Raw genomic sequence first — 12948 nt, 5'->3', positions numbered from 1 at the left:
TATGGCGTTTAATTATGATGAATATTTAAGAACTGATAAAATGCCAACTTTATGGTGTTGGGGCTGTGGGGATGGAGTTATTCTAAAATCCCTAATTAGAGCTATTGATAAACTTGGTTGGAATATGGATGATGTTTGTGTTGTTTCTGGAATTGGTTGCTCTGGAAGATTTAGTTCATATATCAACTGTAATACTGTTCATACAACACATGGAAGAACTTTAGCTTATGCAACTGGAATAAAATTAGCAAATCCAGATAAAAAAGTAATTGTTGTTGGTGGAGATGGAGATGGTTTAGCTATTGGTGGAAACCATACTATCCATGCAAGTAGAAGGAATATTGATTTAACATATTTAGTTATAAATAACTTTATTTATGGTCTTACAAATTCTCAAACAAGTCCAACAACTCCTAAAGGTATGTGGACAGTAACTATGAATAAAGGAAATATAGATCCAACTTTTGATGCTTGTAAATTAGTTGAAGCTGCTGGAGCTAGTTTTGTAGCAAGAGAAACTATGATAGATCCAAAAAAACTAGAAAGAACTTTAGTAAAAGCTATGGAACATAAAGGTTTCTCTTTTGTTGAAGTATTTTCAAATTGTCATGTTAATTTAGGTAGAAAAAATAAAATGGCAAGTGCTATGGCAAATTTAGAGTGGATTGATTCAATATCACTAGCAAAAACAAAATTTGATATGTTAGAAGAAGATCAAAAAGTTGGTAAATTCCCAACAGGAGTTCTAAAACAAGATACTGAAGCCTTAGAATATTGTGAAGCCTATGAGAAAGTAAAAGAGGCTCAAAGAACAAAAACTATGGTAAAACTATAAGGATAATGTTATGACAAGAACTTTAATGAGATTTACAGGAGTTGGAGGACAAGGAGTTTTACTTGCAGGAGAAATCTTTGCTGCAGCTAAGATAAATAATGGTGGATTTGGACTTAAAACTGCAACATATACTTCACAAGTACGTGGTGGGCCAACAGTTGTTGACATAACACTTCAAGATGAAGAAATTATTTATCCTTATGCAAATGATGGGGAAATAGACTTTATGCTTTCTGTTGCACAAATATCTTTTGATTTATTTAAAAATGGTGTAAAAAATGGTGCAACTATAGTAATAGAACCAAATTTAGTTCGTCCAAATGAAGAAGATAAAAAAAGATGGAATATTATAGAAATTCCTATCATTACTATTGCAAAAGAAGAAGTTGGTAATGTAATTACACAATCAATTTTAGCATTAGCAATAGCAAACTATTTTACAGGAGAAAGTATTCCAAAAGAAGTTTTAAGAAAAACTATGCTTTCTAAAATCCCTGAAAAACTTCATGATATAAATAATAAAGCTTATGATTTAGGTTATAAGTATGCAAAAGAAGCAGATAATAGAGTATAAACACTCTATTATCTTATAATAAAATATATTTTGTAAAAAATATTTTACTTTTCAAATAATATCAATACAAATAAATGTTACAAATTTACCTATAAATTCTTCCTATAATTTTTATATTTAATAAAATAGAGTATATAATAACAGATACCTACTAATCCACTTGAAGGAAATACAAAATGATTAAAAATTTAAAAATTAGAACAAAGCTCATTGTTTTATCTTTATTCTCACTAGTAATAGTTTTATTTTTAGGTATTAACAGCTTAATAGAATTAGATAAAACAAATCAAGGATTAACTAACGTTTATAATGATAGATTAGTACCTTTAGTACAATTAAAAAATATTGCAGAAGCTTATGCGGTAAATGTTGTTGATACTGCAATTAAACTAAGTAATAAAAAAATAACATTTGAACAATGTTCTACAAATATAAAAGATGCAAAAATTCTTATAGATAAAAATTGGAATGGTTATTTAGCAACTAACTTAGATAAAAAGGAAGAAGCTTTAGTAAAAGAGATAAAGAATAGTCTATTTATAGCAGATAATGTTGTAAATGATATTGGAAAAGCTTGTGAGAATAAAGATTTAGAAAAAATAGATTCAATCATTATAAATAATTTGTATGAAGATTTAGATCCTATTGATAGTAGAGTATCTAAACTTATGGAGTATCAATTAGAAGTTGCTGCACTAGTAAATGAACAAGCACATAACGATTATAATACTACAATATTTACAACTATTATAACAATTGTTATATCATTCCTAATACTTCTTATATTATCTTATTTGATAATTTCAGATATGACAAGTAAAATCAATAACTTTAAAGAAGGTTTATTAGGATTCTTTGCTTATTTAAATAGAGAATCAAATGATAGCAATCTTTTAGAAGACTCTTCAGAAGATGAATTTGGTGAAATGGCAAAAGTTGTAAATAAAAATATTACAAAAACAAAAACTGGAGTTGATGAAGATAGAAAACTAATAGATGAAACAATATCAGTTTTAAGTGAATTCGAACAAGGAGATTTATGTCAAAGATTAAATTTAAATGTTGAAAATCCAGCTTTAATGCAACTAAAAAATGTAATAAATAATATGGGAAGTATTTTAGAAACAAATATTGATAATATATTAAATGTTTTAGAACAATACTCAAGCTATAACTATTTAAATAAAATAGATCAAAAGGGTTTAAAAGAACATTTACTTAAACTTGCAAATGGGGTAAATAATCTTGGAGATTCAATCACTCAAATGTTAAGAGAAAATAAATCAAATGGATTAAATTTAGATAGAAGTTCTAAAATTCTTTTAGAAAATGTTGATAAATTAAATATTAGTTCAAATGAAGCAGCAGCTTCTTTAGAAGAAACAGCTGCTGCACTTGAAGAGATAACAAGTAATATAAGAAATAATACTGAAAGTATTGCTCAAATGTCTAAACTTTCATCTAATGTTAGAAACTCTGCTCAACAAGGAGAAGAGTTAGCAAATAAAACAACATTAGCAATGGATGAAATAAATAGTCAAGTAAATCTAGTAAATGAAGCAATAAGTGTAATAGATAATATAGCATTCCAAACAAATATATTAAGTTTAAATGCAGCAGTGGAAGCAGCAACAGCAGGAGAAGCAGGAAAAGGTTTCGCAGTTGTAGCACAAGAAGTAAGAAATCTAGCAGCAAGAAGTGCAGAAGCAGCTAAAGAGATAAAAGATATAGTTGAAAAAGCAACAATAAAAGCTAATGAAGGTAAAAATATTGCTACTACAATGATTGAAGGTTATAAAGGTTTAAATGATTCAATAACTCAAACAACAAATCTTATTTCTGATATTGAAATGTCAAGTAAAGAACAACTTTCTGGAATAGAACAAATTAATGATGCTGTAAATCAATTAGATAGACAAACTCAACAAAATGCTATGATCTCTTCTCAAACTCATGATATTGCTATGGAAACAGATAACATAGCTAAAGATGTAGTAAAAGAAGCTGATTCAAAAGATTTTATTGGTAAAAATGAAATTAAAGCAAGAGATACAAAAAATATAAATAATTATGATGAAATATCTGGAAAATCAAATAAAGAGCAAAAAGAAGGAACAAATATTAAATCAACATCTACATTAATACAAGACAATACTACAGACGATGAGTGGGAAAACTTTTAAGTAGCATAAGAAAGGAATATTCCTTTCTTATTTATAAGTTCTAAAATATAGTTTTTAGTTTATCTATTTTTTATTATATTATCACTTTTTGAAAATTTTATTAGATCTTCTACACTTTTTATATTATCTAAATCTATATTTTCTAAACATTTCTCAAAAATTATTTTTGTTGTAAGAGCATCAAAATATGCTCTATGATGATTTTCTACATCTATTTGTAAAAGTTCTTTTAAAGTACTTAAACCATATTTTTCAGATTTTATACTTCTTTTAGATAAATCAATAGTACAAATTTTTCTATTTAAAAGTTTACCTAAACTATATTTTTCAAAACTATCAGATATAAAAGTATAGTCAAATTTTATATCATGAGCTACAAAAACATCATCACCTAAGAACTCTTTAAACTCTTTTAAAACTTTTTCAATTCTTGGGGCATTTTCAAGCATTAAAGGTGTTATTTTAGTAACTTCTTGAACATAAGGAGGAATCTCTTTTGCAAAAACTAAAGAGTTAAATTTATCTAGAATCTTTCCATTTTTATATTTTACTGCTCCAAGTTCAATTATCTGAAATCCTTTTTTAGGAGTTCCTCCATTTGTTTCAATATCTACGAAACAAAAAGTTTGTTCAGTTATAGAAGTTTGTGTAGTTTTCAAAAATACAAATTCATCTTTTATATCAAGAGGAAAGCCATTAATAAGTAATAATTCAAATTCTAACTCACTATTTTCATAAAATCTATCATTTGAATTTTCTAAAAGTTTCAAAAACTCTTCATATTGTATTGGTTCTTTTTTTAATCTTCTTGTAATATCCAAGAATGTTGGTTTTGAAGGTTTAAGAACATATTTCTTTTTAGGAGATTTCATAAGCTACTTTTACAAAGTTTATCATTTTTTGTTTATCTTTTTTACCTTTTTCCTTTTCTACTGCACTACTTACATCAACTCCAAAAAAACCATAATTATCTAATTCTCTCAAGTTTTCACTATTTAATCCACCTGCAAGAATAAACTTAGAACAATCTAAATTTTTAAAAAAATCTAAACAAAGTCTTTGACCTTTTCCACCAAAACCATCTACAAAAGTATCAACTAAATAATAATCATTTTTTAGATTTTCTAAATCTATATTCGATTTTACTCTTATAACTTTTATATATTTCACTTTTAATTTTGAGTAATCTAATAAATTATCATCATCTATAATTTGAGCTAATTGCATTTTTGAAGATTCACAAACTTTATTTATAAATTCTACACTTTCATTTACAAAAAGTCCTACAGTTTGCACAAATGGTGGTATTTTATCTACTATTTTTAATACTTCAGAAGGTTCTACATATCTTGGAGATGGTTTATAAAATACAAAACCTAAAGCATTTGCACCTGCATCTACCGCATCAATAGCATCATTTAAATTTGTAATTCCACAAATTTTAACTCTCATACTTTAAGACTCTTTATAGCTTTTTCATAGTTATCACTTCCAAAAACATAGCTACCTGCAACAACTATATCAACTCCAGCATTTTTTAACTCATGAATATTTTTATCACTTACTCCGCCATCAACTTCTATTAAACAATTTGGATTTCTTTTATTAATTAATTCTTTTAATTTTTTTGCTTTTTCAAGCACTGTTGGAATAAATTTTTGTCCACCAAAACCTGGATTAACTGACATTAGTAAAACCATATCTAAATCTTCAATTAAGTACTCTATATCCTCAACTCTGGTATGAGGGTTTAAAGTTATTGCTGGACTTATTCCTAGACTTCTTATCTTTTGTATAAGTCTATGAGGATGTTTTTCACTTTCAATATGAAAAGATAAATATTTTGGTTTCAAAGGAGCAAATAAATCTACAAAAAAATTGTTATTCTCAACCATCAAATGAATATCAAGTGGTTTAGTTGCAACTTTTGAAACTGATTCTACTACAACTGGTCCAATAGTTAAATTTGGCACATAATGCCCATCCATAACATCAACATGAACTAAATCACAACCAGCATCACAAATAGCTTTTATATCTCTTGCTAAATTACCAAAATCAGCCGATAAAATTGATGGAGCGACAAGCATTTATAACCTTTTTTTTCTAAATTTTGGTGATTATATCATTTAATCTCTTTTATAAAGTATAAACCAAATTTTAAGTAAAATCTAAAAAAACTTTAAGAAGAAATATGAAAAAACTAATTTTTACCATAATTTTTACTATTTGTTATGCGGATAATTTGGAGCTTTTAAAACAAGCTCAAGATCTAGAAAATGCAAAAGATTATAAAGCTGCAATGCTCATCTATAAAAAAATTGCTAATAAAAATATAGATCAATCTTTAGAACAAAATATAGTAAATGAAGCTAATCATTTAGAAAATTTTAAAAAAGAAATTTTTGTTGAAAATATTATAAAATCTGAAGATAAAGAAACAAATGAAAATTTAGAACAATTAGTTACTAAAAATTTTGGTATCTATCCATATAAAAAGAACTACTTTTTACCTGCTACTTATACTTTTAATGATATTGATGGAAGAGATAGTTTTGAAACTGTATTTCAATTAAGTTTTGAAAAACCTATATCATATAATTTTTTTGGATTTGGTGAAACTTTAAGTTTAGCTTATACACAAAAATCTTTTTGGCAAACAGCAAAAGACTCTGCTCCATTTAGAGAAACTAACTATGAACCAGAATTATTTGTACAAATTCCACATAATAATGAACATTTAAAATTATCTAAAGTATCACTTATGCATTTTTCTAATGGTAAAGATGGTGAAGAATCTCGTTCAGTAAATAGGATATATATGCAAGGATTCTTCCAATTTGATAATTTATTTGTAGTACCAAGAGTATGGTATAGAATTCCAGAAAGTTCAAAAAATGATGACAATGAAGACTTTTATAAATATTATGGTTATGGTGATTTAAGTCTATTATATGCTTATAAAAAACATACTTTTGAATTACTTTTAAGAGACAATCTAAGATTAAATAGCTCAAATAAAGGAGCTGTAGAATTTAATTGGAGTTTCCCATTACCTGAATTTGTAGCTTCAAAAAACACATATGGACTCTTTCAAGTTTTCCATGGGTATGGTTCTAGCTTAATAGATTATGATAGAGAAATTACAAATGTTGGAATTGGTCTAGTATTTTCAAGATAAAAAGATTAAAACCTTTTTATCTCATATTTTGAATATAATAATAAATAGCTTCTATTTCTTCTTCAACCATAAAATATGTAGGCATAACATTTGCTTTATATATTAATTTATCACAAACTTGATCTTTTTCAAACTTTAAATTCTCATTCTTCTTAGAATTTACTTTTTTTGAAAAACTATTATATTCTATATACTTAATATCAGGAGCAACTAAAGAACAGATATACTCTTCATCATTTTGAGTATGTCTAAAATCTACAATTTTTTTGCCTCTTGCATCATCTCCATGACAATTATTACAGCCTATTCCTCGTGGATTCATATATAACATTTTTCCATACTCATATTTTGTAATAAATGAGTTATTGATATCTAAATCATCTTTAGTAATAAGATCATCATCACCAAATAGATTTAAGATTAACAAAGTAAATATAATTAAAAGTCTCATCTAAAAACCTAAGTTATTTCTATTTTTTATAAACCAATAAATACTAAAAATCAACCCTGGTGTTTTTGCTTTACTCTCATCAAAAATAAACTCATCACATTGCGAAGTTGGAAGAAAAAACAACTCTATTTGTTCATCATTTACTCCACCACCATTATGAATCTTTTGTTTTTCACTAATAGTTGTAAAAAATAGATGTTGCTTTGCTCCACTTATTCCTACATTTGTAAAAAAAGATGTGATTTTTTGAATAGAATTTAAATCTACTTCATATCCACACTCTTCATCAATTTCTTCAATTGCAATTTCTTCAATAGTTTTATCTTTATCAATAAGTCCAGCACAAAGTTCATAAGTGTATTTAATTTTACTATCATTAAGATATACAGGCATTCTAAATTGTTTTACAAGTAAAAAAGAATCCTTTTCTTTATGATACAACAAAATAGAAACACTATCATGGCTTCTTACAACTTCCCAAGTTTTTTTAACACCATTTAAAACAAACTCAACACTTAATGGTTTTATATACTTTGTCTCTTTTAATGACTCAATTTTCAAATTTTCTATATTATTTATCATATATTCCCTATTTGAAATTATCAAATACAAGAGGAGCTTTTAAATCAAGACTTCTTAAGTGTTTCATAACTATTTGCAAATCATCTATATTTTTACTAGTTACTCTTATAGTATCACCTTGATTTACTGCTGTTACTTTCAATTTTAAGTTTTTTATCTCTGTTTGAATTCTTTTTGCTTCATCTTTTTCAATGCTATCAATAATTTTATAAATATATTTTCTATTTCCACCACTGCTATCTTCTTTTTTTAGCTCTTCAAGTGAATTTATTGAGATTCCTCTTTTATTCATCTTTGAAATCATAATATCAAGCATAGCATCTATTTTATTATCACTTGAAGAGACCAAAGTAAGACTTTTAGCTCCAATATTTAAATCCATTTCCTTACTAATACCTTTAAAATCATATCTATTATCTATCTCTTTTTGTGCTTGAATAACTGCATTTTTCATCTCTTGCATATCAAGTTTTGCTGAAATATCTAATGAGTGTTCTTTTACTGCCATTTTTTATCCTTATATACTTATTTGAATTACTTATTCTGATTTTAATATACCATAAGCTAAAGTTAAATACCCAATTATTAATAATGTTCCACCAATAGGTGTAATTGCTCCAAGTACTGGAATATTTAAAGTTGTTAAAAGATATAAAGATATACTAAAAATCAATGCTCCAATAGTAATTAAATACATTGATAATAAAATCTTTCTTGCATATGGTCGTAACATATATAAAAATGTTGCTATAAACAATCCAAAAGTATTATAAAACTGATATGTAACTCCAGTATTATAAACCTTTAGCATATTTTCATCTAATATAGATTTCAATCCATGAGCACCAAAAGCTCCTAAAGCTACTGCACTTGCTAATAATAAACTAGCAAATACTAAAAAACTTCTTGCTTTTCTATCCATTACCATTTTAAACTCCTTTATTTAATATCAACTTCCCAAAAAAATTCAATCCAACAATCTGCTTTTTTGATATAAAAATCAGGTTTTACTAAAGCAGTATTTTTATAGAATAAAGTTGCTAACTTGAATTCAATATTTGGATACATCTTTTCTAAAAGTTCTACAATTAGTTTCATAGTTTTTCCACTATCTACAATATCATCTATAATTAATACCTTTTTTGCACCATCTAAATTTGGAATATTAAAAAGGTCATGTGTATCTTTTTGAGTTTTTCTATCATATGAAACAGAATTTATTATATATAAATTTCTTTGATTAAGTGCTTGAGCCATTAAATGAGAAAGAGTTAAACCACCTCTTGCAATACTCAAAAAAGTATCAGCTTCAAAATCTCTACATAAATTTACTAGATTTTGAGTATCTTCTTTAAACATTTCATAACTGTAATATAGTTTTTCCAAAAATATCCTTTATTTTAAAAAAGGTATATTAACAAGTTATAGCTTATTTTGTTTTTTAAGGAGATAATTTGTAAGAAGTTTTATCTTCTTACAAACTATTTTATTATCTTGAAGTTAAAAGTATAGATAAATCTTCAGCACTTACTTGGTGGAAATTTAAGTATTTATAAACTCCATCTTTATTACTTTCATTGATTTTTTTAGCAACAATATCTAAATACTCTGCAACTGATGGTAATCTTCCTAAAAGTGCAGCAACAGCAGCAACTTCAGCAGAACCTAAATAAACTTTAGAATTTTTACCAAGTCTATTATCAAAGTTTCTTGTACTTGTACTAAATACTGTTGAACCTTCACTAACTTGAGCTTGGTTCCCCATACATAATGAACACCCTGGTATTTCTATTCTAGCACCTGCTGCTGCAAATGTAGAATAATATCCTTCTTGTGTTAATTGTGCTTCATCCATTTTAGTTGGAGGAGCAACCCATAGTTTTGCTTTAGCAACACCTTCACCTTTTAATACTTCTCCTAAAGCTCTAAATAGACCGATATTTGTCATACAAGATCCAACAAATACTTCATCAATATTTTTTGGTCTGTTATCATCAGCTAAAATTTCACTTAATGTAGCAACATCATCTGGATCATTTGGACAAGCTAAAATTGGCTCTTTAATATCATCAAGGTTAATTTCTATTGTTGCTAAATACTCAGCATCAGCATCTGGCTCTAATAATTGAGGATTTTTAATCCACTCTTTCATTTTATCCGCTCTTCTTTGAAGAGTTTTAGCATCTTCATAACCTTCTTCAATCATTTTTTCAATTAAAGCAATATTTGAAGATAAGTATTCAATGATTGGTTCTTTATTTAATTGAACAGAACAAGCAGCAGCACTTCTTTCAGCTGAAGCATCAGATAATTCGAATGCTTGTTCAACTTTTAAGTCTGGTAAACCTTGAATTTCAACGATTGTTCCAGCAAAAATATTTTTCTTATTTTTCTTAGGAACAGTTAAAAGTCCTTGTTTAATTGCATAATATGGAATAGCATTTACTAAATCTCTTAATGTAATTCCTGGTTGCATTGTTCCAGAGAATTTAACTAAAACTGATTCTGGCATCGTTAAAGGCATCATACCTGTAACACCTGCAAATGCGATTAATCCTGATCCAGCTGGGAATGAAATACCAATTGGGAATCTTGTATGTGAATCACCACCAGTTCCTACAGTATCAGGTAAGCATAGTCTATTTAACCATGAGTGAATAACACCATCACCTGGCTTAAGTGTAACTCCACCTCTTGAGTTAATGAAATCTGGTAAAGTATGTCTTAATTTAATATCTGCTGGTTTTGGATAAGCAGCAGTATGGCAGAATGATTGCATAACCATATCAGCTCCAAAAGACAGAGCTGCTAGTTCTTTTATCTCATCTCTTGTCATAGGACCTGTTGTATCTTGACTTCCTACAGTTGTAGCAATTGGCTCAACATACATACCAGGTTTTACACCTTCAACACCACAAGCTCTTCCAACCATTTTTTGAGCTTGAGTATAACCTTTTCCATTATTTACAGGTTGTTCAGGAGCAATAAATATAGTTGAAGCACCTAATCCTATAGCTTCTCTAGCTTTTGCAGTTAAACCTTTTCCAATAATTAATGGAATTCTTCCACCTGCTCTCATCTCATCTGTTAAAGTATTTGGTGCAAGTTTAAATTCAGAAACAACTTTTCCATCTTTCTCAATAACACCAGCATATGGTTTTAATACAATTACATCACCAGTATCAATAGCATCAACATTTGCTTGAATTGGTAAACATCCAGAATCTTCTGCTGTATTAAAGAAAATTGGTGCAATAATTGAACCTATTACAACTCCACCTGTTCTTTTATTTGGAACACCTGGAATATCTCTTCCCATATGCCATTGAACAGAGTTAATACCAGATTTTCTTGAACTTCCAGTTCCAACAACATCACCAACATAAGCTAATGGATGACCTTTTTGTTTTAACTCAACCATTTTTTCTAAAGGTTTTTCCATTCTTGATTGTAACATTGCAGTTGCATGTAAAGGGATATCAGCTCTTGTAAATGCAACAGTAGCAGGAGATAAATCATCAGTATTTGTTTCACCAGGAATTTTATATACAGTTAAAGTAATCTCTTCTTCTAAAGCTGGTTTATTTGTAAACCACTCAGCATTTGCCCAAGATTCAATAACTTCTTTAGCTTTTGCATTTCCAGCATCCATTAAAGATTTAACATCATTAAATGAATTATAAACTAATATTGTATTTTTTAATTGCTCTGCTGCTGCATCTGCAACTTCAGAAATTTTTAAAGCTTCAACTAATGGTGGTACGTTATATCCACCCATCATAGTTCCTAAAATTTCAATAGCTTCAACTTTTGAAATCACAGAACATGCCACTTTACCTTGAACAACATCATTTAAAAATGCAGCTTTAACATATGCAGCATCATCAACACCTGGGTTAATTTTGTTTTTAAATAGATTTAACGCATATTCTGCATCTTCAACTTTACTTGATTTTAATAACTCTACTAAATCAGCAGTTTGTTGAGCTGTCAAAGCTAATGGAGGTAATCCACCTTGTGAAGCTCTCTCTTTCTCATGTGATTTATATTCTTCTAATAAACTCATATTATCTCCTATTAAATTTTAAGAATTTGGCTAAATTATATCACAAAGCTTTAAATAAATATGTACAATTATTGTTTATATATGTACAAATTTATTTTTTGTAAATAAAAGTTACACTATTTTTTGAATTTATAACTTATTATTTGCTCTATGATATAAATATTAATTACTTTCAAAGTAAACTTTAAAACAAAAATGAAAGATAAAGAATATCAATGTACATTTTTTGTACAAAACAACTTTACTTTATACTTTTTTATATATAGATTTTGTTAGAATTTGAATAATCAAATTTATAAAAGGATTACAATGACTATAATAAAAAATACTTTTCTCATAGTTTTAACAGCTTTTATATTTTCAGCTTGTACCCATAAAACTCCATATACAAATCGTTCACAAATGATATTTATGTCATCTCATGAAGAGATGGCTTTAGGTGAAAAATCTTATAAGGAAGCTTTAACTAATGCAAAAATTGTACATAATACAAAAGAAGCTCAAAGAGTTAAAATTATAGGACAAAGAATAGCTCAAGTAGCTCAAAGAAGCGATTTTAAATGGGAATTTAATTTAGTAGATGATAAACAAGCAAATGCTTTTTGTCTACCAGGTGGAAAAGTTGTAGTCTATACTGGAATTTTAAAATATGCTAAAAATGATGATCAATTAGCAACTGTGATATCTCATGAAATTGCACATGCACTTGCACGACATGGAGCTGAAAGAGTAAGCCAAAATATGATGCAACAAGGTATTGGAATGGTTGGAAATGTTGTTTTAGGAGCATCCGCACCTCAATATCAAAATGCTTTTAATCAAGCATATGGGGTGTAGGAACAAATTTAGGAGTTATGTTACCTTATGGAAGAATGCAAGAAACTGAAGCTGATGAAATAGGAATTTATTTAATGCATAAAGCTGGGTACAATATATATGAAGCTGTAAAATTTTGGCAAAATATGAGTGAAGGGAAACAAAGTGGTAGTGACTTTTTTTCAACACATCCAAGTTCATCTAAAAGAGTCGAAGATATAAGAAAAACTATTGAAAAAATAAACTCTCAAAAGTAAATT

15 protein-coding genes are annotated in these 12948 nt (G+C 27.6%); 6 read left to right on the top strand and 9 right to left on the bottom strand.

The window, feature by feature from the left end; genetic code table 11:
- Position 1 precedes the first annotated feature (1 nt).
- From ALANTH_RS04595 to ALANTH_RS04585, 3 genes are all read left to right on the top strand, one after another.
- Positions 2–835 carry a 2-oxoglutarate ferredoxin oxidoreductase subunit beta gene (locus tag ALANTH_RS04595; protein WP_026803682.1) on the top strand — a complete coding sequence of 278 codons (834 nt, stop codon included), beginning with the start codon at positions 2–4 and terminating at the stop codon, positions 833–835.
- Between the two features lie 10 nt (positions 836–845).
- Positions 846–1409 carry a 2-oxoacid:acceptor oxidoreductase family protein gene (locus ALANTH_RS04590; protein WP_026803681.1) on the top strand — a complete coding sequence of 188 codons (564 nt, stop codon included), beginning with the start codon at positions 846–848 and terminating at the stop codon, positions 1407–1409.
- Between the two features lie 176 nt (positions 1410–1585).
- Positions 1586–3592, top strand: coding sequence for a HAMP domain-containing methyl-accepting chemotaxis protein (locus ALANTH_RS04585; protein WP_172658495.1), 2007 nt, complete (start codon positions 1586–1588; stop codon positions 3590–3592).
- Between the two features lie 59 nt (positions 3593–3651).
- Here ALANTH_RS04585 and ALANTH_RS04580 read toward each other — a convergent pair whose 3' ends face one another.
- Genes ALANTH_RS04580 through rpe form a run of 3 tightly spaced genes read right to left on the bottom strand, consistent with a single transcriptional unit; the run spans position 3652 to position 5682 of the window.
- Positions 3652–4464, bottom strand: a complete 813-nt coding sequence (locus ALANTH_RS04580) for a 3'-5' exonuclease (protein ID WP_026803679.1) — start codon at positions 4462–4464, stop codon at positions 3652–3654.
- Complete coding sequence (locus ALANTH_RS04575; RefSeq protein WP_026803678.1) at positions 4451–5044, bottom strand: phosphoribosylanthranilate isomerase; 594 nt, start codon at positions 5042–5044, stop codon at positions 4451–4453. The genes ALANTH_RS04580 and ALANTH_RS04575 overlap by 14 nt, the downstream gene beginning before the upstream one ends.
- Entirely contained in the window at positions 5041–5682 is a 642-nt protein-coding gene (rpe, locus tag ALANTH_RS04570) for a ribulose-phosphate 3-epimerase (protein WP_026807955.1), read from the bottom strand. Before rpe ends, ALANTH_RS04575 begins: the two co-directional genes overlap by 4 nt.
- A 104-nt stretch (positions 5683–5786) precedes the next feature.
- Here rpe and ALANTH_RS04565 point away from each other — a divergent pair, with 104 nt between their 5' ends.
- On the top strand, positions 5787–6773 hold the full coding sequence (locus ALANTH_RS04565) for a phospholipase A (protein WP_026807956.1): 987 nt from the start codon (positions 5787–5789) through the stop codon (positions 6771–6773).
- 16 nt (positions 6774–6789) lie between these two features.
- On the opposite strand, the gene ALANTH_RS04560 is transcribed toward ALANTH_RS04565, so the two are convergent.
- From ALANTH_RS04560 to ALANTH_RS04535, 6 genes are all read right to left on the bottom strand, one after another.
- On the bottom strand, positions 6790–7224 hold the full coding sequence (locus ALANTH_RS04560) for a c-type cytochrome (RefSeq protein ID WP_026807957.1): 435 nt from the start codon (positions 7222–7224) through the stop codon (positions 6790–6792).
- Complete coding sequence (locus tag ALANTH_RS04555; protein ID WP_026803674.1) at positions 7225–7806, bottom strand: NUDIX domain-containing protein; 582 nt, start codon at positions 7804–7806, stop codon at positions 7225–7227. It abuts the gene before it with no gap.
- 7 nt (positions 7807–7813) lie between these two features.
- Positions 7814–8314 (bottom strand): YajQ family cyclic di-GMP-binding protein, encoded by a 501-nt coding sequence (locus ALANTH_RS04550; RefSeq protein ID WP_026807958.1) that lies wholly within the window; start codon positions 8312–8314, stop codon positions 7814–7816.
- A 30-nt stretch (positions 8315–8344) separates the two neighbouring features.
- Positions 8345–8734 (bottom strand): DUF423 domain-containing protein, encoded by a 390-nt coding sequence (locus ALANTH_RS04545; RefSeq protein ID WP_026803672.1) that lies wholly within the window; start codon positions 8732–8734, stop codon positions 8345–8347.
- A gap of 11 nt (positions 8735–8745) precedes the next feature.
- A complete protein-coding gene (locus ALANTH_RS04540; protein ID WP_026803671.1) occupies positions 8746–9192 on the bottom strand; it encodes a phosphoribosyltransferase in 447 nt (148 codons plus the stop codon).
- Between the two features lie 103 nt (positions 9193–9295).
- A complete protein-coding gene (locus ALANTH_RS04535) occupies positions 9296–11872 on the bottom strand; it encodes a bifunctional aconitate hydratase 2/2-methylisocitrate dehydratase (protein WP_026807959.1) in 2577 nt (858 codons plus the stop codon).
- Between the two features lie 309 nt (positions 11873–12181).
- On the opposite strand from ALANTH_RS04535, the gene ALANTH_RS11465 reads away from it, so the two are divergent.
- The gene (locus ALANTH_RS11465; protein ID WP_257119469.1) at positions 12182–12709 is read left to right on the top strand and encodes a M48 family metallopeptidase; all 528 of its coding nucleotides are present in this window, start codon (positions 12182–12184) and stop codon (positions 12707–12709) included.
- A 35-nt stretch (positions 12710–12744) separates the two neighbouring features.
- Entirely contained in the window at positions 12745–12945 is a 201-nt protein-coding gene (locus ALANTH_RS11460; protein WP_266096391.1) for a M48 family metalloprotease, read from the top strand.
- Positions 12946–12948: the final 3 nt, after the last annotated feature.

Origin of the sequence: Aliarcobacter lanthieri (assembly GCF_013201625.1) — a bacterium.
Classification (GTDB): domain Bacteria; phylum Campylobacterota; class Campylobacteria; order Campylobacterales; family Arcobacteraceae; genus Aliarcobacter; species Aliarcobacter lanthieri.
The sequence above is the reverse complement of the archived record's forward strand: the minus strand, read 5'-3'. Positions and strand labels throughout refer to the sequence as shown.

Bases quoted from the DNA above. Each gene is read 5' to 3' on its own strand.
- ALANTH_RS04595 (WP_026803682.1), top strand. From the start codon at position 2: ATGGCGTTTAATTATGATGAATATTTAAGAACTGATAAAATGCCAACT.
- ALANTH_RS04590 (WP_026803681.1), top strand. From the start codon at position 846: ATGACAAGAACTTTAATGAGATTTACAGGAGTTGGAGGACAAGGAGTT.
- ALANTH_RS04585 (WP_172658495.1), top strand. From the start codon at position 1,586: ATGATTAAAAATTTAAAAATTAGAACAAAGCTCATTGTTTTATCTTTA.
- ALANTH_RS04580 (WP_026803679.1), bottom strand. From the start codon at position 4,464: ATGAAATCTCCTAAAAAGAAATATGTTCTTAAACCTTCAAAACCAACA.
- ALANTH_RS04575 (WP_026803678.1), bottom strand. From the start codon at position 5,044: ATGAGAGTTAAAATTTGTGGAATTACAAATTTAAATGATGCTATTGAT.
- rpe (WP_026807955.1), bottom strand. From the start codon at position 5,682: ATGCTTGTCGCTCCATCAATTTTATCGGCTGATTTTGGTAATTTAGCA.
- ALANTH_RS04565 (WP_026807956.1), top strand. From the start codon at position 5,787: ATGAAAAAACTAATTTTTACCATAATTTTTACTATTTGTTATGCGGAT.
- ALANTH_RS04560 (WP_026807957.1), bottom strand. From the start codon at position 7,224: ATGAGACTTTTAATTATATTTACTTTGTTAATCTTAAATCTATTTGGT.
- ALANTH_RS04555 (WP_026803674.1), bottom strand. From the start codon at position 7,806: ATGATAAATAATATAGAAAATTTGAAAATTGAGTCATTAAAAGAGACA.
- ALANTH_RS04550 (WP_026807958.1), bottom strand. From the start codon at position 8,314: ATGGCAGTAAAAGAACACTCATTAGATATTTCAGCAAAACTTGATATG.
- ALANTH_RS04545 (WP_026803672.1), bottom strand. From the start codon at position 8,734: ATGGTAATGGATAGAAAAGCAAGAAGTTTTTTAGTATTTGCTAGTTTA.
- ALANTH_RS04535 (WP_026807959.1), bottom strand. From the start codon at position 11,872: ATGAGTTTATTAGAAGAATATAAATCACATGAGAAAGAGAGAGCTTCA.
- ALANTH_RS11465 (WP_257119469.1), top strand. From the start codon at position 12,182: ATGACTATAATAAAAAATACTTTTCTCATAGTTTTAACAGCTTTTATA.
- ALANTH_RS11460 (WP_266096391.1), top strand. From the start codon at position 12,745: ATGCAAGAAACTGAAGCTGATGAAATAGGAATTTATTTAATGCATAAA.